This window comes from Halalkalibacter oceani, assembly GCF_023715605.1.
GTDB classification, from domain to species: Bacteria; Bacillota; Bacilli; order Bacillales; family Bacillaceae_D; genus Halalkalibacter; species Halalkalibacter oceani.
In genome coordinates this window covers 119,919-143,084 of sequence record NZ_JAMBOL010000009.1, presented here as the reverse complement: position 1 = coordinate 143,084, position 23,166 = coordinate 119,919, and the positions used below count along the sequence as shown (strand labels likewise).

Sequence of the window (23,166 nt, the reverse complement as noted above, 5' to 3'; positions counted from 1 at the left end):
GTTCCCTGTTTTTGCTAAAGGGACGTTTACGAATACGTGAAATGAGGTTTTCTTTTTTCAATAAAGGCACTGACTCCTTCATTAAAATCCTTTGAACAATAAGAGTCATAGATTAAGGCTGCCAGCTCCTCTGTATCCTCAGTCGCTCCTTCCAACACTTTATGAATGACATGTTTGGCCCCTCTGACGGAAAGTTGGGCGTTTTTTGCAATATCTTTGGCGTATTGGTACGTTTGATCGACAATGTCCTCTGCTTGATAGATTCGATCAATCAGGCCGATCGCGAAGGCCTCCTCTGCGGTGAGGATTCGACCGGTGTAAAGCAGATCCTTTGTTTTGGCCGGTCCGATTAAATTGATCACATTTCTTGTTCCGGTGGTATTGTATATATGCCCGATTTTAGCCGGGGTAATGGCGAATTTGCCTGTTTCAGTAGAAAAGCGGAAATCACAGGCGCAGGCAATTTCACAACCGCCGCCGATGCAAAAGCCTTGAATGAGAGCAATCGTCGGTTTCGAGAAGGTCATAATTCGTTTTTCCGCTTCTAACACGATTTTATTATGGTTTATCGCCGCGTCGGGATTGTTTTGAAACGTTTTGAATTCATGAATATCGGCGCCTGCCGCAAAGGCGGTTTCATCGACACCGCGAAAGATCACAATCTTCACTTCACTATCCGTTTCAAATGATTCGATTAGCTCCGTAATGGTCTTCCACATTTCTAAATTCAAAGCATTTCTTTTTTTCGGCCGGTTTAAATAAACCGTCGCGATCGCTCCGTCTCTTTCTGCATAAACCGTTCCTCTTGTCATTTTGCCTCCCTCCCGGCATACAGGCGTTTGCGTGATTCCACCATTTTTGCGGCGATGGCGATGGCGCGTTTCATCGGACCGGGGTCCGCGATGCCTTTTCCTACGATATCAAATGCTGTCCCATGCGCCGGGGTTGTAATAACCGTCGGCAGCCCGGCACTGACACTTACCCCTCTTTTGAAGCCGATCAGTTTAAAGCCAATTTGAACCTGGTCATGATACATGCCGAGGACAACATCCATCTCCCCTTCGACTGCTTTAAGGAAAATTGTATCAGCAGGGTAGGGGCCGCTAATGCTAATTCCTTCCTTTTTCGCCTGTTCGACAACAGGGGCAATCACTCTAATTTCTTCATCGCCAAACAAACCGCCTTCTCCGCCATGGGGATTGAGCGCACAAACGCCGATTCTCGGACAGCTGTACCCGACTTCTTTCAATGTTTGGTTGGCTAAAAGGATTGCCTGTTTAACGCTATCTGCTGTGAGATGTTGACTGACTTGTTTAATCCCGATATGGGAGGTTGCGCGGGCAATCCACAAATCATCGACTGTGTTCATTTCACCGGCTATTCCTGTGAAGCTGAAGAAGTCGGAGAAAAACTCCATTTCATCCTGAAAATGAACCCCGCCTGCATAAAGCGCTTCTTTATTAAGAGGGCCATATACGAGGCCGTCAATTTTATTCTCTTTCGCTAATTGAAGGGCATACGTTAACGTTGCGGCTGTAACTCGGCCTGATGTGGCGGAAATCTGACCTAACTTCAAATCGCTTGGATTCAGATTTTGCAAATCTAAAAACGGAACCGTTTCCTCGCCGATATGCTTCAATGCCTGATCAGGATCGGTAAACGCGGCATAATCTACCTGGCTATTAGCGATCGTCAACCCTTGCTCAAAAACCCTGAGGTCGCCAATTAAAAGAGAATCGGCAAACTGACGGACTGAGGAATCGGCTGCCACTTTTGCTAGTAGTTCAGGGCCAATGCCAGTCGCTTCTCCCAGTAAAAGGGCTAATCTTGGTTTTCTCAATAGAATCCACCTCTCTTATTATGGTAACGTCTACGCCAGCAAAGCAGGCAACCATAGGCTGACTAACGGAATATAGGTAATAATCAAAAGCAGAACAACCATCACAAAGAGAAAATATTTCAAATAAGGGATTGTTTGGCTTAATGACACTTGCCCTACAGAGCAGGTTGTCAACAGGACGGAAGCGACGGGCGGTGTCTGCTGCCCGATCGCCAGGTTCATGGCAAGCATAATACCAAAGTGAATCGGGTCAATTCCGAATTCATTGATTAAAGGCATTAAAATAGGAACTAACATAATAATCGCCGCCGAGGCATGGAAAAACATGCCGATAATTAAGATGAAAACATTCAGCAGAAGAAGTAAAACCCATTGACTGTCTGTCAGTGAAATAATGAAAGCTGATAATTGTTGAGGAATCATTTCACTTGTTAAATACCAGCCGACTAATTTTGAAGTGGCAATAATGATCATCACAATCGCTGTCTGATTAGCGGCGCTGATTAAAATGGTTGGCAGGTCACGCCATTTCAGCTTCCGGTAAATAAATGTTCCGATGATGAACGCCACGACAACGGCGACACCTGCCGCTTCAGTCGGGGTGAAGATGCCCCCTAAAATTCCTCCAAGAATAATGACCGGCATCAGCAAGGCCCAAAAAGCATCCTTGAATGCCTGATAAATAAATGACAAAGAGAAGCGCTGTTCGATTTCCAGCTTTTTATACCTGGCAAAGATATAGGAGGCGATCATCAGGCCAAAGCCAACGAGCAAGCCGGGGATAATGCCGGCGATAAATAATTGGGCGACACTGACACCGGCCATCACTCCATAAAGGATGAGCGGCAGGCTCGGAGGAATTAAAATTGCCATCGTCGCCGAGCAGGAGGTGACGGCTGCTGCAAAACCGGCCGGGTATCCCTTCCGTTTCATTTCGGGGATTAATATTTTTCCCAACGCGGCGGCATCGGCCGTAGCGGAACCTGATATTTCAGCAAAGATCATTGAAGTGACAATGTTGACATGCGCCAGGCCGCCACGGATAAAGCCGACGATACTGGAAGCAAATGCGATTAAGCGCCGGGATATATCCGTCGCATTCATTAACTCTCCCGCCAGCATAAACAATGGAACAGCGAGCAACGGAAAACTATTTGCGCCATCCAGCAGGACGACGGGGAGAATATCCAGCGGGACGGAGCCGGAATAGAAGAGGAGGAGTAAAGCGACAATGGCTAAAGCAAATCCGATCGGCATTCCTAACAAGACAAAGAAGAGTAATGAAAAGACAAACAGAAATGCAGTCATTGTTTCCCTCCTCTAAATGATTGAATCGTTTCCGTAAGCAACCCGATGATAATCAGAATGCTGCAAACGGGTAATATTCCGTAAATGACCCCTTTCGTTATTGGCAACGTCATCGATTGATCACTCATTGTCTTGGCAGTTACTTCAATTCCATAAATCATGATCAGAGCAAAAAAGAGAATAATCAGCGCATTAAAGCAGGCATTGATCGTAAGCTGAACCGGTCTTGGAAACAGCTCAATAAGAGTTTCAAAGCGAATATGCGTCTTTTCAAAAACGGCATGTGCCGAGCCGAGGAACGTCAGCCATACTAGCGTGTAAGCCGCTAATTCTCCGGTCCACGGAGCGGATGTTTGTAAAATATAGCGGGCAAAAACTCCCCAGCTTACGGAAATCACCATGATAATCATCAGGAGGAGTAATGATAGCCTTGTTCCATTGAGCAGTAGAGCAGATAAGATTTTCATTGTTTCCCTCCTTAATAAGGAAAATAGAGCCTGATTACGACACAGAATGGAACCGCCGCCTTCATCTGCAGGCTTCATTATTTGGCAGCTTCAATGACTCTGTCGACAAAATCAGGATCAATATTTTCTTTCATAATATCAACGACGGGTGCGATTCTGGCTTGGAACGATGGAATATCAGCATCGTTTACTTCCACCCCGTTTTCTTTAAAGAAGTCCACTAATTCGTCATCTGCCTGCTGACCGGCATCCCGACTCCAGTCACCGGTTTCAATCGCGACTTCTTCAAAGATTTGCTGGTGTTCAGGTGAGAGCGTATCCCACCAGACTTGGCTTGCAAGAAGGTAGCAAGGCGAGTAGACGTGGTTCGTGATCGATAAATATTGCTGAACCTCATGCAAGGCAGACCCTACAATTGCTGGCATCGGCGATTCCTGAGCGTCATACACTCCCTGCTGAAGTGCGGTAAACAGCTCCGAAAAGTCGAGCGGGCTTGGATTGGCGCCAAATTCTTCAAACATTGCAATCCGAATCCGGCTGTCGGGAACCCGAATATTGATCCCTTCTAAATCCTCAGGGGTGTGGATCGGTCTGACATTGTTTGAAATTTGTCTGTAACCGTTTTCAAAAAATCCAAGACCGACCAGTCCATGTTCCGGTAAAAGGGACTTCAGTTCATTCTGCCAGACATCGCTTTCCGAAAACTGCTTAACCTTTGTTCGGTCGGCGAATAAGAACGGAATATCGAATACGCCAAACTCCGGTGCTTTTTGCGTTAAGGCCGTCGATACAATGACCATTTCAATACTGCCGGAATTGGCCGCATCCATTACCGCTAAATCGGTTCCAAGCTGACTATTGGCGAACACATTGACTTTTATTTTTCCGTTCGACTTTTCTTCGATCCGTTTGGCATATTCATAGGCGGAATCATGAAGCATATTTCCAGGTCCGCCGTTTGTTGCCAGCCGGATCGTCAGCTCGGGTTCCCCACCGCCGTTCACTGCATCGCCGGAGGAAGGTGAAGCGCCTTCGGTTGGCTGTGAACGATTTTCGCTGCATGCCACAATGAAAGGAATAAAAATGACCAGGACGATCAAGATCCAAAAAGGTCTGCTTTTTGTACACATCAGTGAATAACCTCCTCTTAATTATGTTTAGAACACCAGCCTGTGTGCAGACAGGCCGGCGTGGCTAACCTCATCACGACTCAAGCCATTTCTGTTTTTTACGGTGTAAGCTTTTTATCACATGGATTTCCACCTCCTCGATCGCTTTGGTGACATCCCGTTTTTTTATGGCTGCCAGGATTGCTTTATGTTCCTGATGGGAATCCTGGATATTTTCCGAATGCTCCAAGACATTGGCACGATAAAGCGCCAGGAGAGTGAGCGTCCGCCTCCAAAACTGGACAAGTGTGTTGTTTTCGCAAAACTGGATGATCGTTTCATGGAACTTAGCGTTCACTTCCATAATCCGCAAATGGTTGGCCTCGTTTACTAACGCTTCTGCCTCCTGAATCACGTCCTCTATCTGCGAGATTTGTTCGTCTGTTATGTTTTGAACAGCTAATTTAGTTGCTTCTTTTTCCAGCACTAATCTTGTTTCGTATATTTCCCTGTACGTTTGCGCATTCAATTCAATCACCTGAAATCCAAGGCTCGTATCGTCGACGAGTAATCCTTCTTTTTGAAGCTGACGCAGCGCTTCCCGCAGTGGGGTACGGCTAATTTGAAAACGATCGACCAGAGCGCTTTCGATTAGTTTGCTGCCGGATTTAATTTTTCCCGTTAAGATGTCGGTCCTTAATTGTCGATAAGCCTGTTCGTAAAGTGGCACGTTTTTTTTAATGATTGATTGATGAGACTCCAATATAATCCTCCTTTGCTACCGTATTCGGCATGCTGTATACATCAAAAAAGAGATGTGTTTCTAAGCTCCAGCCAAAAAATGTAAAGGTTTACATTTTAGCGTAGAGGCTTTTTCTGCCTCACTAACCTGATTTATTAGCAAGCTTATTCATGCATAAAAAAATTTAGAATAAAACGCAGCTAATTTTTATCCGGGCTTCTGAACGACTCGGAAACAAGAGGCAGTGACAAAGAAAAAATGTCCTATGTCGCATTTTTGCGACATTTATCATAAACATTTGTATCTAAATAACAACAGTTATCCAGAAAACGCTTGCAAACCTGGATCTTGTAACTTGGCACGATAGTTGCAACTTACGGGGCAAGGAGGGATCAAGCATGCGATTAGTAACGAATCAATTGCCGAAAACCATTGTGTATGGAACAGGCAGTTTTCAGCAGGTGGGAATTGAAGCAAGAAAGGTTGGCACCAAGGCTTTGCTAATTAGTGACCAAATAATGAAAAGTCTCGGCAATGTGGATCGGGCGGGCGAACTACTGGAGGAGAGCGGGGTGTATTGGCATGAGTATTTAGGTGTTGAAACGGAGCCGAAAGACATCTATGTCGATGAAGCACTAACGGTATTGCAGCAATATAGCTGCGATCACATTATTGCCCTTGGCGGAGGGAGTTGCATTGATACGGCGAAAGCCGTTGCGGTGTTGGCAACGAACGGCGGGAAGATCAGCGACTATATGAACAACGGGAAGATCGCCGAAAAAAATCCACTCCCGCTAATAGCAATCCCGACAACAGGGGGAACCGGTTCGGAGGCGACCGATGTAACAGTCGTCACAAATACAGCAAACGCTGTCAAAATGATGATCAAGCAGGAAGCGTTTATCCCACAAAAGGCGATCGTTGATCCGGTATTGACGGTTTCATCACCACCCCATATAACCGCGGCGACGGGAATGGACGCTTTGACGCATGCCCTTGAGGCATACATTAGCAAAAAGGCGCATCCGTTTACGGATATGCTGGCATTATCGGCGTTGGAACGTATCTATCGTCATATTGAGACCGCCTATCATGATGGTGAAAACCTACAGGCGCGGCATGAATTGATTTATGGATCGATGCTGGCTGGAATGGCTTTTTCAAATGCTTCTGTTTGTCTTGTTCATGGCATGTCGCGGCCAATCGGTGCGCTTTTTGACGTGCCGCACGGTGTATCCAACGCGATGCTGTTGCCGGTTATACTCAAGTATACGAAGGAAAGCTGCCGCGACCGTCTCGCTGAAATCGCGCGGGTGCTGATGCCGGAACGCCGCGGGGACAGCGTGCTGGAGCTGTCGGATGCCTTAGTCGAGAACATTGTCTCCCTATGTGCGAGGCTGGACATTCCCACCCTTCGTCAGTGGGGGATCGACGAGGAGCTGTATGCGAGTCAGCTGGAAAAGATGGCCGGCGACGCACTGGAAAGCGGGAGCCCGCAAAACAATCCGAAGGTGCCTGGAAAAGCGGAAATCATCCGCTTATACGAAGAGCTGTTCAGCTATGAGCAGCACCCAGTCTCAAAAGATTGATCGTTTGAAAAAACAAAAAGAAGCGGAGGAAGCAACATGACAAACAAATTGAAAAATTATATCGGCGGCGAATGGATTGCCGCCAGAACATCTCACTACGAGGTTGTTCCGAATCCGGCAACGGGAGAAGAAATTGCACAAACCCCGCTGTCGACGAAAGAAGATGTTGATAGAGCGGTCGAGGCGGCAAAGGAAGCCTTTCGTTCATGGAAAAAGGTACCTGTGCCGAAGCGGGCCCGTTATTTGTTTAAGTACCAGCAGCTCCTGGTCGAGCAGCATAGTGAACTGGCAAAACTGATTACGCAGGAAAACGGAAAAACCTATGACGACGCCTATGGAGAGGTGCAGCGTGGAATTGAATGTGTCGAATTTGCAGCGGGAGCCCCGTCGCTGTTGATGGGAGATGTTCTTCCGGATATCGCGACCGGCATTGAATCAGGGATGTACCGTTATCCGGTCGGTGTCGTTGGCGGCATTACACCGTTCAATTTTCCGATGATGGTGCCTTGCTGGATGTTCCCGCTTGCTTTAGCATGCGGCAATACCTTTGTTTTGAAGCCGTCTGAGCGCACACCGCTTTTAGCGGAGCGGCTTGTCAGTCTGGCGAGTGAAGCGGGCTTTCCAAAAGGGGTAATAAACCTCGTCCACGGGGCTCATGATGTCGTAAACCGCCTGCTTGAGCATCCGGATGTTCCGGCGATTTCCTTCGTCGGCTCACAGCCGGTTGCCGAATATGTGTATAAGACCGGCACAAGCCATGGCAAACGGGTGCAGGCCCTTGCCGGCGCTAAAAATCATTCGATTGTTCTCGGGGATTGCGATCTTGATAAGACGGTTCAGGGAATTATGAGCGGAGCGTTTGGCAGTGCAGGTCAACGTTGTATGGCGACAGCCGTTGTCGTCGTCACCGAGGATATTGCAGACGAACTCGTTGGCCGTTTGACGAAGGCGGCTGACGCGCTTGTGCTCGGAGACGGAGCCGATCCGAAGGTGAGTCTCGGTCCTGTGATTCGCCGTTCGCATCTTGATAAGGTGAAAGGACAAATGGAGGAGGCCGTCGGTGAAGGAGCCGTTCTTGTCCGCGATGGGCGAGATGTGCCGGCAGAGCTGGCTTCTGGTTACTTTTTAGGCGCGACTATCTTCGACCATGTCACAACGGAGATGACTATTTGGAAACAGGAAGTGTTTGCGCCTGTTCTCTCGATTATGAGAGTGAAGGATTTGACGGAAGCGATTGAATTGACAAATCGCTCCCAATTCGGCAATGGCTCGGTTTTATACACAAAGAGTGGAGAAGCGGTCCGCCAATACCGCGAAGAGATCGAGGTCGGCATGCTTGGCGTTAATGTCAACGTCCCTGCCCCGATGGCCTTCTTCCCATTCTCCGGCTGGAAGGAGTCGTTCTATGGTGATTTGCATGCGAACGGAAAGGACGGCGTCAACTTTTATACACAGCGAAAAATGCTGACAGCGCGGTGGTACTAAAGGAGCTGAGGCTGGAACAGAAGAGAAGAAAGAACATGACAGTGACTCCCTTATACGCAAATCGCCTACCGAAGTGGTTTTTTCGGTAGGCGATTTTAATATATAAGACATCCACATGCTCTGCAATCATGAGAAAATTCATCATCAATTTCTTCCGCGGGTGAATAAATGGGCGTACCTGCAGGTAATACATTTGCAGAAAAACACGGAAGTCTCTTGAGTTGTCCGGTTATGTTGTATTTCACCAATCCATTTGACCTTTTCCAGGCTTTGCTGGTCATAATGGTCGAATTCAGTAGCATTTTGGAAGACATATTCTCCATATTGAATAATATCGGCCTCCGGGTTTCGCTTTAGCACCATTTCGGCTGTTGAGTTAGTGGTCTGCCCAGAGCAGCCAATTAATAATAAAAGAAGGACGAAACAGACTGAAGCCTTTCTATTCGATCCCTCCATTTCTTACAGGTCTCCGGTCTAAAGTCGACACTGAAGAAACAGCTTCGTTATCGACTTTTAAAATCAAGCACCGCCTTTACACACTGCTCCAAGCTTCAGAAAAAAGGTGAAAACTCACCGTTTTGTTTAAAGCTATCTAATATGACCTTCAATTAATGCGACAGCTTTTTTCGTATCTTTTTGTTTAATTGCATCTAATATATCCTGGTGCTCTTGCGAGTGTAAAACCGGATCGATATTTGAATCCATCCCTAGTTTGTAAAAATGGAGGCGAATTCGGTTCATGATGCTGTTCCAGACCTGTTCGAGTGATTTTGTTCCACTACAGGAAATTAAATATTTATGAAATAAAAGATTATATTCGACAATCTCCGAAACTTGATTCTCTTTGCTGGCAGTAATCATTCTTGTGACGAACTGCTGTAATTGATCGATGTCTTTTTCCGTTGCGTTTTGACACGCCTTTTTGACCGCGTAGCTTTCTAATGAGATGCGGATCGGGATATAAACATCGATTACTTCCTCATCGGATAATTCCGCGACAATCGTTCCTTTATAGGGAAATGAAATGACGAATCCTTCTTCCTCCAACTGTCTGATCGCCTCACGAATCGGCCCACGACTAACGCCTATCTCATTGGCTATCTCTGCTTCTTTAATTCGATCTCCCGGCTGAAGGGAGCCGGAAAGAATGGAATCTCTTATAATTTGAGCCACTTGTTCTCTTCGTGAAGAGGAAAATTGGCTGTTTATATGTAAATTCATGCCCGTCACCTCATTTTCATTTGTTATATATTGTACCAAACTATATTTTAAAATTAAATAGTAAGATTGTTGACAATCTTACAAAGATGAAATAGAATGAAATCACGAAAACAGAATTGTCTGATTGTTGACAATATGATGTTTTACGCGAATAAAGACAATTCTCCGAGGTGATCTAACTGAAAATAGTAAAAATAGAACCAATTCCATTGTCATTCCCTCTTCAAGAGGGACAACATTATGGAAGCTCAAGAGGTCTGGTCGCAGCCCGGCAATCCACCTTAATTAAAATGACAACGGAATCTGGAGTCGTTGGATATGGTGAAGCGTTTGGACCGCCTGTTGTTATAGCATCGATCATTCAGGAAATCCAACACTTATATATAGGCAAAGAAGTGTCGCAGGTTCCTAATTTAACAGGGAAGCTAATGAATATGTTCTATCATACGGCATCTAAAGGGTTAATGCTATGCGCTTTAAGCGGAGTAGAAATAGCTTCCTACGATGCTTTTGGAAAAATATTGAACGTGCCTGTTTACAATTTATTAGGGGGAAAGGCAAGGGATCGCTTTAAATTATATGGTTCCACCGGTTACATAACAGAGTCCAAGAGCCTTCATACTTTGAAAGAGCAAGTGGAGCGAGTAAAGTCATTAAATCTACAGGCAATTAAAATTAAAGTCGGTACAAGCTTACAGGAAGATATAGCAAGAGTTAAGGTCGTGCGGGAGCATTACCCGGAAGTTCAACTGATGATTGACATTAATGGTAATTATACAGCAGATTTAGCGATAAAATCTCTTGAAAATTTGGAAAAGTACAATATTTATTGGGTAGAAGAGCCCGTTCCTCCCTATGACTATAGCGGCTTCAAAAAGATTAAGCAGGCTTTTCCTTCCATTCTCTTAACGACAGGAGAAGCAGAATATACACGATATGGATTTAGAGAGATTATTCAAGAAGCAATGGTTGATATTATTCAGCCCGATGTGACGAAATGTGGTGGATTGCATGAGGCAAAAGCGATTTGCATGATGGCCCAGACCAACAATATCCGCATCTCTCCACATATTTGGGGGGGAGTTGTGGGGCGGGCTGCCGCCATTCAATTAATGGCAGCCACACCGCACTATCCCCATTCTCTGGCGGAGCCGGAAGCGATGCTGTTTGAATACGATTTAGGAAAGAATGCGTTGAGAGATCAAGTTGGCTTAGCTAATTTTCAAATTGATGCTGGCTGGCTTCGAGTTGGTGATGCACCGGGATTGGGTGTAGAGATTGACGAAGAGAAATTGACCTATTATCAAGTAAGAAGGGAGGCTGTGAAGTGAAGCTGTTTATCATAGGAGGAGAAGGATTTATTGGGTCGCATATTTGCCGACGATTCCTTGGAAATGGACATCACGTTACGGTATATGGCCCGCGCTTTGAAGAAAATCTACTTTCCGATATTGAGCGGGCTATTCAAAAAGTCGAGGGTGATATTTTAGACTTTTCCTCTTTACAAAAAGCGATGGAAGCAAGTCAGGCTGATGTTGTCATTCATTTAGCTGCGTATGGACAAGGAAAGGATGGGGTGGCCAAATCAGCTCAGCGTTCGCCGCAAAAAGCAATCGAGGTGAATATCACAGGCTTTCACCATGTAGTCGTGGCCGCCAAAACAGCGGGAATTAAGCGGATGGTCTGGTCAGGCTCAACAACTGTATTTGGCTTTGATGAAGATTATAAAGTCCCTACGGTCCCTGAGGATGTTCGTTTAAATCCGGCAACATTTTATGGATTAACAAAGGTAATGAACGAAGCGATGACGCGTTATTACTGTCAGGATGGCATAGAAATTTGCGGGTTGCGTCTGCCGCTTGTATACGGTCCTGGACGCTGGTATAAGGGGGCCGGTTCGACTTTAGTTGATATTTTTGAACGGGCCTATTCTCCCGAAGTAATAGAGATCAGTGGGGGGGATGAATTAATCGATTTAATGTATGTCAAGGATGTTGCCAAAGCATTTTATGAAGTGGCGGTAACGAAAGCACAAATAAGTGAAGTATATAATGTCAAAAGCCACACAACATCGATGAAGGAAATTGTGGAGATCGTTAAAGAAATCGTGCCTGAAAGTCAGCTACACTTAAAGAAAACAGAGTCTTCTTCACTCTATCCTCTAGTGGATTGCACGAAGATAGAACAGGAAATCGGGTTTGTTCCGGACTATTCAATTGAAGAAGCGTGTCGCGACTATTTAAGTGAAGTAAACAAAAAATTCAATTAGTATGTAGCAACGAACAGCCAACTATGACTTTACATAAATGCAGAAAAAAAGGGAGGATTATAGAAATGAAAAAAACAATATTATTTGTCCTAATCATGCTGTGTTTACTAGTCTTTGCGGGGTGTAACTCGTCTCCTTCTTCAAATGAGCAGACAGGAACGGATGAAAGTCCGGAAGTAGAAAATATTACTCTTAAACTGGGGACAATTCGAGATGATAGTGATCCGACAACATTGGCTGCCCATAGATTCGCTGAAATTGTAGAGGAAAACTCTGCAGGAGCAATTAAGGTTGATATTTATCCAAATAGTACAATCGGCGGGATCCTTGATATGTTTACCGGAATGGAAACAGGAACCGTTGATATGATGTATGAAGGAATTTCCTCTTATCCTTGGTTAGACGGAGCGCGGGACTTCAATATTACAAGTTTCCCATTCTTTTGGGAAAGTTACGATGATTTAGTGAAAGTGCTTGATTCTGAAGACTTTCAACCGCTATTCGAGGAAGCTGCTGCGGCAACCGGAGTCCGAGTAATTAAAGCGATTGGCGATACCGAGGCCCGTCAGCTGACCGCAAATAAAGCAGTTCATAGCGCGGAAGACTTTAATGGATTGAAAATAAGAACGGCGGAATCTGAAATTGTGCAACAAACGATGCAGGCGCTGGGGGCGCAACCGGTTGTCATTCCGCTAAGTGACCTGTATATGGCATTACGCCAGGGAACGGCAGATGCGCAGGAAAATGGTTTTATCACGGTGCAGAACATGAGCTTCTATGAAGTTCAGGATTACGTCATGCAAACCGATTATATTCGAGATGTGAAAGCTTGGTACATTAGTGAAAATCTTTGGAGTACATTAAGTGATGAGCAAAAGGGCATCTTGACTGAAGCGAGTATTGAAGCTGGGAATTATCAAACCGAGCTTGCAAGGGAGCAAGTCGAGGAGTCGCTTAACCTCTTAAAGGATGAAATGGAATATATTGAACCTGATTTAGCTTCGATTCGTGCCACATTAGAACCTACTTTCCAGTCATTTGATGGAGAGCTGTGGCAGGAAGGGTTACTGGAAAAAGTTCAAACGATTCTAAACCAATAACCATAGTTGAATAAAATGCGGCAGTTGATACGAGGAAGAGCGTTGGCTTCGCGCGTTACGCGGATGGCTGAAAGCGGGGTTCTTTCAGCCATCCTTAAAAGATTGTAACGGCTCCGCACACCGCTTCTAAGAAAGGAGGAGAGTACGATTAGCATTGTTTTCTTATTTGTTTTCATGTTTTTTCTGATGGCTTTAGGTTTAGAAATCTTTATTTCAATGGGAGTCGCTTCAATGGTGTATTTGTTGCTTTTTACGGATACCCCATTAAACTTATTGCCGACGCAAATGGTAGGAGGCATTAACAATTATACGCTACTTGCTATTCCGTTTTTTATTCTTGCCGGTGAGCTGATGAACAAATCTGGTGTTACGTTAAGGCTTGTTAATTTCACTAAATTCTTTATCGGTCATTTAAAGGGCGGGCTTGCTTATACATCGGTTGGTGTTAACGTTTTTGCAGCGGGTGTTTCCGGCTCAGCGCCTGCTGATTGTAGTGCCGTTTCGTCTGTAATGCTGCCAGCTATGAAGAAGGAGGGGTATCGCGAAAGTTTTTCCGCTGCTATTAATGCCGCAGCTTCCACGATCGGCCCGATTATTCCTCCGAGTATTCCGATGATTTTCTTAGCGCTTTTGACAAATCTCTCTGTAGGAAGACTGTTTCTTGGCGGGGTGATACCGGGTTTATTAATGGGCGTTGGTCTGGTTGTCATCTTGTATTTTCTCATGCGTAATCAGGATTTGCCTGTCACAAAGGTGGAGCGAAATTGGAATCTCTTTTTTGTGATGCTGAAGGATGCCATTTTATCATTGATCGCGCCATTAATTATTATTGCCGGGGTACTGACTGGGATCGTGACGGTGACGGAGGTATCTATTTTGGCAGCTGGATATGTCTTATTTATCGGCATGTTCATCTATCGAACGATTAAACCTAAAGACTTGATTGGAATTTTCGCAAATACAGCCTTGTTTTCTGCTACGATTCTCGTACTCTTTTCCATTGTCGGTATCTTTTCTTGGATTATGGCAAGTGAACAAATTGGCTTAAAGCTGGCGGAAGGGTTTATCGCGCTTGATCTGGGCCCTGTAGCATTCCTTCTGCTCGTCAATATATTCCTATTGTTTATTGGGATGATTATGGATGCCTTACCGGCAATGCTGATATTTGTGCCGGTGCTCCTTCCATTAAGTATGGAGCTTGGTATTGATCCAATTCACTTTGGAATGATTGTCGTGCTGAATCTGATGATTGGTTTGATTACGCCACCAGTCGGAGGGTTGCTCTATATCGTCTCCAAAATTGGCAATGTTCCATTCCAGCATGTGAGTAAATCAATCATTCCATTCGTGTTTGCTTTGATCGTCGTGTTGATGATCGTCACGTATGTCCCTGCATTGGTCACCTGGTTACCAAATCTTTTAATGGGATAGGAGAATAATAATGAAAAAACTAGCGGAGATTATTGATAAAGGATTGTTCTTGCTGATTGGGATAAGCTTTTTAACCTTATTCCTGCTAAATGTAGCCAATATTTTCTTAAGAACGTTTACAAGCACTTCCTTGTTATGGGTCGTTGATTTTTCGCAGCTGTTAGTCGTCTGGATTGTCGGGTTTGGAGCTGTCATCGCGTTGCATCGGAAGGAACATCTTCTGATAGGGTTTATTAAAGAAAAGTTTCCAAGAAACATAGAGCTGTCGATCGAGCTTGTAACGAGAGTTCTGCTTTTAATTTTTTATGGTGTTTTAGTTGTAACGGGAATTGAAGTCGCTCAAGTTAGAATGAATATTGCTTACGTGACGTTAGGCTGGCCGACGGGACTTGCCTATTGGTCGATGCCGGTAACAGGTTCATTGATGATCCTGTTTGCCATCCTTTCCCTGACAAATGTATGGTCCGGTTTTAAAAAGACAGCTAATTAATTTTGGAGGAGCGAATGAGATGATTGAAGAAAAAATGAAAGAGTTGGGATATAGCCTTCCCGCTGCAGCGGAGCCGTCGTTTCAATATGTTCCTGTTGTCCTTCATGGTGGGCTGGCCTATATAAGCGGACAATTGCCTAAGGTTGATGGACAAGTGGGGATCACTGGGAAAGTGGGGACGGAAGTTACTCTGGAACAGGCTCAGGAAGCAGCCCGTATTTGTATTCTTCAAGGGCTCAGCTGTCTAAAACAGGAGATAGGGTCGCTTGAGCGAATCACAAAAATCGTAAAGGTAACCGGCTTTGTCAATTCTGCCCAAGGGTTTCATAGTCAGCCTAAAGTCATTGACGGTGCTTCTGAACTGCTCGTTCAAATTTTTGGGGAAACAGGAAGGCATGCGAGAGCTGCGATCGGGGCAGCAGAGCTACCACGGAATTCTGCGGTCGAGATTGAAATGATTATCGCCTATAAAGTGGAAGAAAGGTGAAGATGATGAGTGAAACGATGACAGGGGCACAGGCAGTTGTCAAATGCATCAAGCTGGAACAAATCGACAAAGTGTTTTGTGTTCCCGGGGAGAGTTATTTAGATGTAATGGATGCGATTTATGATGAAGAGACGATTGAGCTGGTTTCGACGAGGCATGAAGGTGGAGCCTCCTTCATGGCAGAAGCATATGGAAAGGCTACGGGAAAGCCGGGAGTGGCGATGGCGACAAGAGGGGTCGGCGGGGCGAACTTAGCGATCGGGATTCATACCGCCTATCAGGATTCGACGCCGATGGTCGTTTTTTTAGGACAAGTCGATAGTAAATTTAGAGGAAGGGAAGGGTTTCAGGAAGTCGAATTAGATCAGTTTTTTATGCATATCAGCAAATGGACGGTTGAAATCAGGGATGTTGAACGGATTCCTGAGCTTGTTCAGCGCGCATTTCGAATTGCAAAATCGGGGAGACCCGGACCGGTTGTCGTTTCTTTACCGGCGGATATTTTGGCACAGACGACTGAAATGGAATTTGGTCCTATTTCACGAAAGCCGCGTCCTAAGCTTGCTGAGGAGGAAGCGCGGCAATGTCTTTCATTGTTAAGTTCTTCGGAGAAACCGCTAATTATAGCTGGCGGCGGAGTGACAGCCTCGAATGCTGAAGCAGCGTTGCTTGCATTTGCAGAGAAAATGAACATACCTGTTCTAGCCTCATTTCGCCGTCATGATGTCTTTCCAAATAACCATCCGCTCTATGTCGGACATTCCGGACTTGGGACATTTCAAAGCTTGTTACAGACGATACGTGAAGCTGATACAATATTCGCCATTGGAACCCGCTTTTCAGAGGTGACGACGCAAGGTTATTCGGTTATCTCACCGAAACAGACGATTATACATATTGACATTGAGTACTCGACGCTTGGCAAAGTCTATCCGCCGCAGCTTGGTATAGTGTCAGATGCGAAGGAAGCATTGGAAACGCTAAATCAGTTAGCAGACAACACGGCTTTGCCAAAAGAGGATTGGAAGAAATGGGCAGAGGAGCGCAGAACGGTCTACGAGCAAGTAACTTTTATTCCGAAGATGTCCAACTCAGATAAAGTTGATATGAAACAAATTATCAGAACCCTCCAGGAAAAACTTCCTGACGACGCGATCCTTACAAATGATGCGGGTAATTTCTCGGCCTGGTTGCATAGCTACTTTCAGTTTTCGGAACCAAAGACATACGTTGGGCCGACTTCCGGCGCTATGGGCTATGGTGTACCTGGAGCCGTAGGTGTAAAGATGGCAAAGCCTGACCGGACGGTCGTTTCGTTATCGGGTGATGGCGGTTTTATGATGACCGTCCAGGAGCTGGAAACAGCTGTCCGCTATCACACTCCGATCGTAGCGTTAGTTTTTAATAACAGCATGTATGGAACGATTCGAATGCATCAGGAAAAGACTTTTCCTGAACGTGTCATTGGCACCGATCTTGGTAGTGTTCATTTTTGCGAGCTTGGTCAAGCGTTGGGCGTTTTCAGTCAACGTGTGGCGGCGGATGCCGATTTTGAGGATGCGCTGTCGAAGGCGCTTGATAGCGGGAGACCTGCGATGATCGAAATTATGTGTAACCCTGAGAACATTTCGGTGCAGTCAACGATTACAGAGCTTAGAAACGCGGCTCGCAAATAAGACTGAAGGGGGAGACATATATGAATAATAATGGTCTGATTAAATATATTGCAGGCTTGGAACCGGAGATCATCAGCTTTTTAAAGGAAATTGTTGAAATCGAGTCACCTACGTATGATCGTGATGCAGTAAATGAAGTTGCTGCCCTGTTAACGAAAAGGGTGCATGAATTAGGAGGGATAACAGAAGTTATTCCTTCGGGGACGGAGGATCGTGGGGACCATCTTGTAGCGAGATTCGGCGGCAGCAATCCGACTTTAAAACCGATCCTTGTCATTGCCCATATGGATACTGTTTGGAAAAAAGGAACTTTACAAGAAATGCCTTTCAAAATAGAAGGCAACAAAATCTATGGTCCAGGCACTTTCGATATGAAAGGAGCTATCGCCTTTATCCTGACTGCTTTGAAAGTGATAAAGGATCTGGGGAGAAGAACGAAGCGACCAGTCACATGTCTGTTTAATTCCGATGAAGAAATGAACAGTGCGACATCACGTGAGATTATTAGAATAGAAGCAGACAAAGCTGATTCCGTTCTTATTCTGGAAGGCGGCGTTGGTGAGGCAGTAATTACGGCGAGAAAAGGCATAATGTACTTCAAGCTGACGGCGAAAGGCAAGTCAAGTCACGCCGGAATGGATCATGAAAAAGGAATCAACGCGATTGAAGAACTGGCGCATCAAATTGTCGAAATCCAGAAACTGACCAATTATGATACAGGCACAACGGTCAGCTCTGGAATTGTTCATGGGGGCACGAGAACGAATGTTATTCCAGCTGAGGCTGCCGTCGAAATTGATGCGCGGGTGGCAAACCAGGGTGAGGTTGAGAAGCTGAAGCAGGAAATTGAAGGACGAAAGCCGGTATTGCCGGGAGCGGTGCTGGACGTTTATACGCTGATCAAACGTCCACCATTAGACCGCACGGAAGGTGTGGCCAAGCTCTATCGTAAAGCTAAGCAATTAGCGGAAGAGTTAGGTTATCCATTACCTGAAGCTTCCACAGGAGCGATCAGTGATGGTAATTTAACTGCTGCTCAAGGGGTGCCGACACTGGATGGCTTAGGCCCGGTCGGTGATGGCGCCCACGCTGTTTATGAACATATCCTCAAAGATAAAATGGCTGAACGCATTGCTTTGCTTGTCAGATTACTGGAGGAGCTATAGCATGTTAAGAAAGAAATCCTGTCGAAATGCAGGGTTTTTTTCTTTGTTCTACCAATTGTTAATAGGCGGCATTGTCCATCAAAGAAACGATCAAGAGGCTCGTTGAGGAGCTGTAAAAAGAAAGGCTGAAAAAAAGATTTGCTGCGGAGGCGTCTTCGTCTATGTAAAGTTTAATTAAAATTATTTTTTCCCTATCCGGCTTGTGAGGAATCCCCTTAAAATGAAAGACAGCAAGGAGGGGTAAGGATGGAACCATTTATTCATGTTCACCAATATCAATTTATTAGGAAGCAGGCGCAAATAGTCGTTAACAGCCATGCCAATGTGAATGACAGCCGGGTGCTTGAAGCTGTTCGAGCCTCGGTTGATGATAAAGTGACAGCAGTTTTTGAACAGCTAAGTGAAGAACAATCACGTTTGTTGAAAGAGATTCGTAGCGTTGATGATCGGGAGAAGAGCGAGGCCTTTTTGCTGACATTGAAGCCGTATGTTATTCCCTTTCCAGTTGTAACAGCAAATTTGGTAAAGAAGGTCTTTCCTAAGGTGAAAAAGCTCAAGCTGCCTGCCGTACTGGAAGAGGAGCGCAAGGAGCTTTCCTATCTCGGATGGGAGGATACAGGCACGAAGCGGAAGTTTCTGCTTGCCTGTGAGGAAGGGCATTGGCAAGGCGTGTACGGTATGTTTACCCCTGTTCGGGATAAGGGGATTTGCATGCTCTGTCACGAGCATACGAAGGTAGGTCTTTTTATGGCGGAAACGAAGGCAACTGCCGACGGGGCGTATGTAAAGCGAGGAAATTATATTTGTCAGGACAGTTTGAGCTGCAATCAGCATCTGACCGACATCGGAAGGTTGCGGGATTTTATTGAGCATTTGAACGGAAACAAGGTGAGGTGGAAAGAATGAATGAAAATTGGTTATCAAGAAGCTTTCGGTCTGCTCAATAATAATAAAGAGCCCCCCACTTGCAATGTAAAGAGACAAAGCAAGTGTGGAGGGCTTTTTTTAAAATAAAAATTTCCAGAAAAAGATGCCTGGTGCCGTCTTTCTTAATGATTCTGGTCGCCGTTGAAGATGGAATTTTTGACGACGACATAATCGACATTGCGAATGGCGAGCAGCTTAGTTCCGCCTGCATAGGAAATGGAAGATTGCAGGTCCTGTTCCATTTCAATTAATGTATCTTTTAAGGAACCTTTGTGCTCCATTAAGATTTTCTTTCCTTCTACATTTTTCTTTTCGCCTTTTTGGAATTCTGAGGCGGAACCGAAATATTCTTTGTAAAGCTTGCCGTCGATTTCAATCGTTTGGCCCGGGGATTCCTCATGTCCGGCAAAAAGCGAACCGATCATCACCATTGAAGCGCCGAACCGGATTGATTTGGCAATGTCTCCGTGTGTGCGAATTCCGCCATCGGCAATAATTGGCTTGCTGGCCGCTTTGGCGCACCAGCGTAATGCGGCCAATTGCCAGCCGCCCGTGCCGAAACCGGTTTTCACTTTGGTGATGCATACTTTTCCTGGTCCAATGCCAACCTTTGTGGCATCGGCCCCGGCGTTTTCTAATTCTCTGACCGCTTCCGGCGTGCCGACATTTCCGGCAATGACAAAGCTTTCAGGTAGATGCTTTTTAATATGCTGAATCATCCGGATCACAGCATTTGAATGCCCGTGAGCGATATCAATTGTAATGTACTCAGGCACCAACTCGGCTGCGGCCAATTCCTCAATAAATGGATATTCCTCATCCTTCACCCCAACGCTGATCGAAGCGATAAGGCCTTTGCTTTTCATGTCTTGTACAAATACCTGGCGCTTTTCAGGTTCGAAGCGGTGCATAATATAAAAGTAACCGTTTTCGGCCAAGTACAGCGCGATGCTTTCGTCAATGATCGTCTGCATGTTCGCGGGGACGACCGGCATTTTAAATGTATAGTTACCTAACGTGATCGATGTATCGCATTCAGAACGGCTCGATACCACACATTTTGCTGGAATTAACTGAATATCTTCGTAATCAAACACATTTTCCATGCTATTCACTCCTAAATACGAATATTGAAGATCGACTCATTAGTAAATGTTCGACCATTTGGTAATGTATATCATTTTGCGGCAAATGTCAAAGCTTTTCTGTTTCCATCTCCGGCCGTCTATTATTGTATAATAAAGCAGACGACACAAAGCAGGGGAGGGTTTCGGATGGCAAATTCTTTTTTGCCTACGTCTTCAGTTACTCATGCAAAGCCTTTGATGAATGGGCGATCCTTTGCATGGGGCGAAATGATCGTATAGGAGATCGCCGTTTTGATAGAGGCTTTGCACCTTATTTATTTTGCAACTATGAATAAGGAGCTGGCTCTATATGAAGTATGTGAAAGCAAGTCATGTTTTACCAGAAAAACTGATAAAGGAAATTCAAAAATACGTCCAAGGTGATATGATTTACATTCCGAAGCCTGCAGCCAGTCGCGAACGGTGGGGCAGTCAGTCTGGGGAAAGAAAGCGGATTGATCGCCGCAATGACGCGATCAGACAAAGCTATGCTGACGGGAGAAGCGTCGCTGAATTGGCGGCGCGGCACTGTCTTTCAGTGGATACAATTAAAAAAATTATTTACTCAAAGCGCTCATGAGAAAAAATAAGGAAGTCGATTTGCCAAAGCTTAAGACGAAAATGGGAAAAGTCAACCTGCTGTCTTAGGCTTTTTTTCATTATTGTATGAAAGTGATTGAGGCGTCTGATAGCGTGTGTCAGAAAGAGTGAAAAAGTAAGCGTTTTATTATTATTAGATAATGAAAAATTGTCGAAATGGTTAAAAAATAGTGGTAAAATGTTCCTGATTCATTTTATTGGTAGCATATATTTTGAAGAGGGGACAATGAAAAATGATAAAAGGAAAATCAATAAAGTTCAAATTAAACTTTTTTATGATTGTTTTACTCGTTATTCCATTAGTATTTGTCGCGCTGTTTTTATATCAGAAAACCGCTATCCTTGAAAAAGCAATAATCCAGAAAGAAGACTTGGAAAGTATGTCGTCGACAATCGAAGCGATTTTTCTCGATTATGAAGAAGAATTGAAGCGCATCGCAGAATTGCCGGAAGTACAATATGAAGCAGTCGAGGCCTCGGGCGCCGCAAATTATCAGAATATGCCGGCAGCGAACGAACCGGCGCTGACGGCTTTTTATGAAGAGTATTTGCAGGAGCTTTCCCAGGGTGACGATTATTTAATCAACCTTTACATCGGAACGAATACAGGGGCGCTTTATTTAGATCATATTCCGCCGGCAGAAGTCGATCTGACAAGCTATGACCCGCGGACGACGGCTTGGTACACGCAGGCTGAAGCGGCCCGGGGCGAGGTGATTTGGACAGAGCCGTATTTTGATACCGCCACCGGAAAGTCGACGATTACCCTGGCGATGACGGTCGAAAGTGAGCAGGGCACGGTGATCGGGGTGGTCGGCATGGATTTTGAAATGTCGAAGCTGGCAACGGAATTGTGCCACGAGATTCTTGGAGCGACGATGTTGACGGCTGTTGTTTCCGTCATCCTCGGTCTTGTTTGTGTGTTATTGTTCGTCAAAGGCCTCGTTAAAAACGTACAGATCATGAATGAGGAAATGAACAGGGTCGCTGAGGGAGATCTGTCGACTGAGCCGATTGTTTTGAAAACGAAAGATGAATTTAACGGACTGGCGCAGTCTGTGAACGCAATGAAAGATAGCCTCCATCATATTGTCCGTGAGATGGCGGACGCATCCAGACATGTGACAGAGCAAAGCCAGGAGTTAACCGGGGCGGCGAACGAGGTGAAGGAAGGCAGTGAGCAGATTGCAGCGACGATGCAGCAATTATCCTCAGGAACCGAAACACAGGCAAATCGCGCTGCTGATTTGGCTGAATTCATGGAGCGGTTTACAAGTGAGATCGAACACGCTTATCAGAACGGGGAAGAGGTCGCCCGCGTTTCCAAAGGAATGCTGGCGGTGACGGAAGAAGGCAGCCAGTTAATGACGGCATCAGTCACACAGATGAACAATATCAATCAGATCGTGCACGATGCGGTTGAAAAAGTAAGAGGACTGGATCAACAGTCACAGGAGATTTCAGCATTGGTTAACGTGATCCGGGAAGTCGCTGAACGGACAAATTTGCTGGCATTAAATGCGGCGATTGAAGCGGCGCGGGCCGGCGAGCATGGGAAAGGATTCGCTGTTGTTGCGGACGAGGTTCGCAAGCTGTCGGAGCAGGTGAATGATTCGGTCGGGGATATTACGGATATTGTGACAAAGATTCAAAGCGAATCGAATGATGTCGCCGTCTCGCTGGAGGACGGTTATAAAGTGGTTGATGAAGGCTCTCATCAAATCGCGGTGACGGGTGAGACGTTTAAGCAGATCAATCAGTCGGTGAACGAAATCGTCAGCAAAATTGCGGCGATTTCCAACAATCTTAAAGATATTTCGCGTGATAACGAGGAAATGGTTGGTGCGGTCGATGATATCGCCTCGGTTTCTGAAGAGCTGGCTGCCGGGGTAGAGCAGGCGGCCGAATCAGCAGAGCAATCGAGCGATTCCATTGAAGAGGTGTCAAGTCGCGCGGCTGAACTGGCGCAGCTCGCGGAACAATTAAAGGAAAGAATTGACCATTTTAAGCTGTGATGTTTTCTTGGCGCCTGCATCGATGGGCATCGTTCCTCCCGATAGAAAAGAACGGATCACCTGTCTTTATTTGATCCCACTAGAAAAGCGGCGGGATGGTCGAAGAGCAAAACCCCG

The 23,166-nt window shown here is 45.5% G+C and carries 21 protein-coding genes; 13 read left to right on the top strand and 8 right to left on the bottom strand.

What is annotated here, in order from left to right:
* Window positions 1-26: 26 nt before the first annotated feature.
* The 6 genes from M3202_RS11920 to M3202_RS11895 form a co-directional block, all read right to left on the bottom strand.
* The gene (locus M3202_RS11920) at window positions 27-812 is read right to left on the bottom strand and encodes an enoyl-CoA hydratase/isomerase family protein (RefSeq protein ID WP_251223548.1); all 786 of its coding nucleotides are present in this window, start codon (window positions 810-812) and stop codon (window positions 27-29) included.
* Window positions 809-1,840, bottom strand: coding sequence for a PdxA family dehydrogenase (locus M3202_RS11915; RefSeq protein ID WP_251223547.1), 1,032 nt, complete (start codon window positions 1,838-1,840; stop codon window positions 809-811). The genes M3202_RS11920 and M3202_RS11915 overlap by 4 nt, the downstream gene beginning before the upstream one ends.
* Before the next feature lie 30 nt (window positions 1,841-1,870).
* The gene (locus M3202_RS11910) at window positions 1,871-3,148 is read right to left on the bottom strand and encodes a TRAP transporter large permease (RefSeq protein ID WP_251223546.1); all 1,278 of its coding nucleotides are present in this window, start codon (window positions 3,146-3,148) and stop codon (window positions 1,871-1,873) included.
* Window positions 3,145-3,615 carry a TRAP transporter small permease gene (locus M3202_RS11905; protein WP_251223545.1) on the bottom strand — a complete coding sequence of 157 codons (471 nt, stop codon included), beginning with the start codon at window positions 3,613-3,615 and terminating at the stop codon, window positions 3,145-3,147. The genes M3202_RS11910 and M3202_RS11905 overlap by 4 nt, the downstream gene beginning before the upstream one ends.
* A gap of 77 nt (window positions 3,616-3,692) precedes the next feature.
* Window positions 3,693-4,745 (bottom strand): TRAP transporter substrate-binding protein, encoded by a 1,053-nt coding sequence (locus M3202_RS11900; protein ID WP_251223544.1) that lies wholly within the window; start codon window positions 4,743-4,745, stop codon window positions 3,693-3,695.
* Between the two features lie 73 nt (window positions 4,746-4,818).
* Window positions 4,819-5,487, bottom strand: coding sequence for a GntR family transcriptional regulator (locus tag M3202_RS11895; RefSeq protein WP_251223543.1), 669 nt, complete (start codon window positions 5,485-5,487; stop codon window positions 4,819-4,821).
* Window positions 5,488-5,864: 377 nt separating this feature from the next.
* Here M3202_RS11895 and M3202_RS11890 point away from each other — a divergent pair, with 377 nt between their 5' ends.
* A complete protein-coding gene (locus M3202_RS11890; RefSeq protein ID WP_251223542.1) occupies window positions 5,865-7,055 on the top strand; it encodes an iron-containing alcohol dehydrogenase in 1,191 nt (396 codons plus the stop codon).
* Window positions 7,056-7,091: 36 nt separating this feature from the next.
* On the top strand, window positions 7,092-8,540 hold the full coding sequence (locus M3202_RS11885; RefSeq protein WP_251223541.1) for a CoA-acylating methylmalonate-semialdehyde dehydrogenase: 1,449 nt from the start codon (window positions 7,092-7,094) through the stop codon (window positions 8,538-8,540).
* A 588-nt stretch (window positions 8,541-9,128) separates the two neighbouring features.
* Here M3202_RS11885 and M3202_RS11880 read toward each other — a convergent pair.
* Entirely contained in the window at window positions 9,129-9,761 is a 633-nt protein-coding gene (locus M3202_RS11880) for a GntR family transcriptional regulator (protein WP_251223540.1), read from the bottom strand.
* Between the two features lie 209 nt (window positions 9,762-9,970).
* Between M3202_RS11880 and M3202_RS11875 the strand changes: the two genes are divergently transcribed.
* The 9 genes from M3202_RS11875 (at window position 9,971) to M3202_RS11835 (ending at window position 19,286) form a co-directional block, all read left to right on the top strand.
* Window positions 9,971-11,092: a mandelate racemase/muconate lactonizing enzyme family protein gene (locus M3202_RS11875; RefSeq protein ID WP_285890427.1), complete on the top strand. Its 1,122-nt coding sequence runs from the start codon at window positions 9,971-9,973 to the stop codon at window positions 11,090-11,092.
* Window positions 11,089-12,030, top strand: coding sequence for an NAD-dependent epimerase/dehydratase family protein (locus M3202_RS11870; protein ID WP_251223539.1), 942 nt, complete (start codon window positions 11,089-11,091; stop codon window positions 12,028-12,030). The genes M3202_RS11875 and M3202_RS11870 overlap by 4 nt, the downstream gene beginning before the upstream one ends.
* A 65-nt stretch (window positions 12,031-12,095) precedes the next feature.
* A complete protein-coding gene (locus tag M3202_RS11865; RefSeq protein WP_251223538.1) occupies window positions 12,096-13,130 on the top strand; it encodes a TRAP transporter substrate-binding protein in 1,035 nt (344 codons plus the stop codon).
* A gap of 174 nt (window positions 13,131-13,304) precedes the next feature.
* Window positions 13,305-14,561 carry a TRAP transporter large permease gene (locus tag M3202_RS11860; RefSeq protein WP_285890426.1) on the top strand — a complete coding sequence of 419 codons (1,257 nt, stop codon included), beginning with the start codon at window positions 13,305-13,307 and terminating at the stop codon, window positions 14,559-14,561.
* A gap of 10 nt (window positions 14,562-14,571) precedes the next feature.
* Window positions 14,572-15,051: a TRAP transporter small permease gene (locus tag M3202_RS11855; RefSeq protein WP_251223537.1), complete on the top strand. Its 480-nt coding sequence runs from the start codon at window positions 14,572-14,574 to the stop codon at window positions 15,049-15,051.
* A 19-nt stretch (window positions 15,052-15,070) separates the two neighbouring features.
* Entirely contained in the window at window positions 15,071-15,538 is a 468-nt protein-coding gene (locus tag M3202_RS11850) for a RidA family protein (RefSeq protein ID WP_251223536.1), read from the top strand.
* Between the two features lie 5 nt (window positions 15,539-15,543).
* Window positions 15,544-17,214 (top strand): thiamine pyrophosphate-dependent enzyme, encoded by a 1,671-nt coding sequence (locus M3202_RS11845; protein WP_251223535.1) that lies wholly within the window; start codon window positions 15,544-15,546, stop codon window positions 17,212-17,214.
* A gap of 20 nt (window positions 17,215-17,234) precedes the next feature.
* Complete coding sequence (locus M3202_RS11840) at window positions 17,235-18,380, top strand: M20 family metallopeptidase (protein ID WP_251223534.1); 1,146 nt, start codon at window positions 17,235-17,237, stop codon at window positions 18,378-18,380.
* A gap of 246 nt (window positions 18,381-18,626) precedes the next feature.
* Window positions 18,627-19,286, top strand: a complete 660-nt coding sequence (locus M3202_RS11835; protein WP_251223533.1) for a FusB/FusC family EF-G-binding protein — start codon at window positions 18,627-18,629, stop codon at window positions 19,284-19,286.
* Window positions 19,287-19,429: 143 nt separating this feature from the next.
* Here M3202_RS11835 and guaC read toward each other — a convergent pair whose 3' ends face one another.
* Complete coding sequence (guaC, locus tag M3202_RS11830) at window positions 19,430-20,413, bottom strand: GMP reductase (RefSeq protein ID WP_251223532.1); 984 nt, start codon at window positions 20,411-20,413, stop codon at window positions 19,430-19,432.
* A gap of 331 nt (window positions 20,414-20,744) precedes the next feature.
* Here guaC and M3202_RS11825 point away from each other — a divergent pair, with 331 nt between their 5' ends.
* Both M3202_RS11825 and M3202_RS11820 read left to right on the top strand, forming a co-directional pair.
* On the top strand, window positions 20,745-21,014 hold the full coding sequence (locus tag M3202_RS11825; protein ID WP_251223531.1) for a CD3324 family protein: 270 nt from the start codon (window positions 20,745-20,747) through the stop codon (window positions 21,012-21,014).
* Window positions 21,015-21,267: 253 nt separating this feature from the next.
* Window positions 21,268-23,049 carry a methyl-accepting chemotaxis protein gene (locus tag M3202_RS11820; RefSeq protein ID WP_251223530.1) on the top strand — a complete coding sequence of 594 codons (1,782 nt, stop codon included), beginning with the start codon at window positions 21,268-21,270 and terminating at the stop codon, window positions 23,047-23,049.
* Window positions 23,050-23,166: the final 117 nt, after the last annotated feature.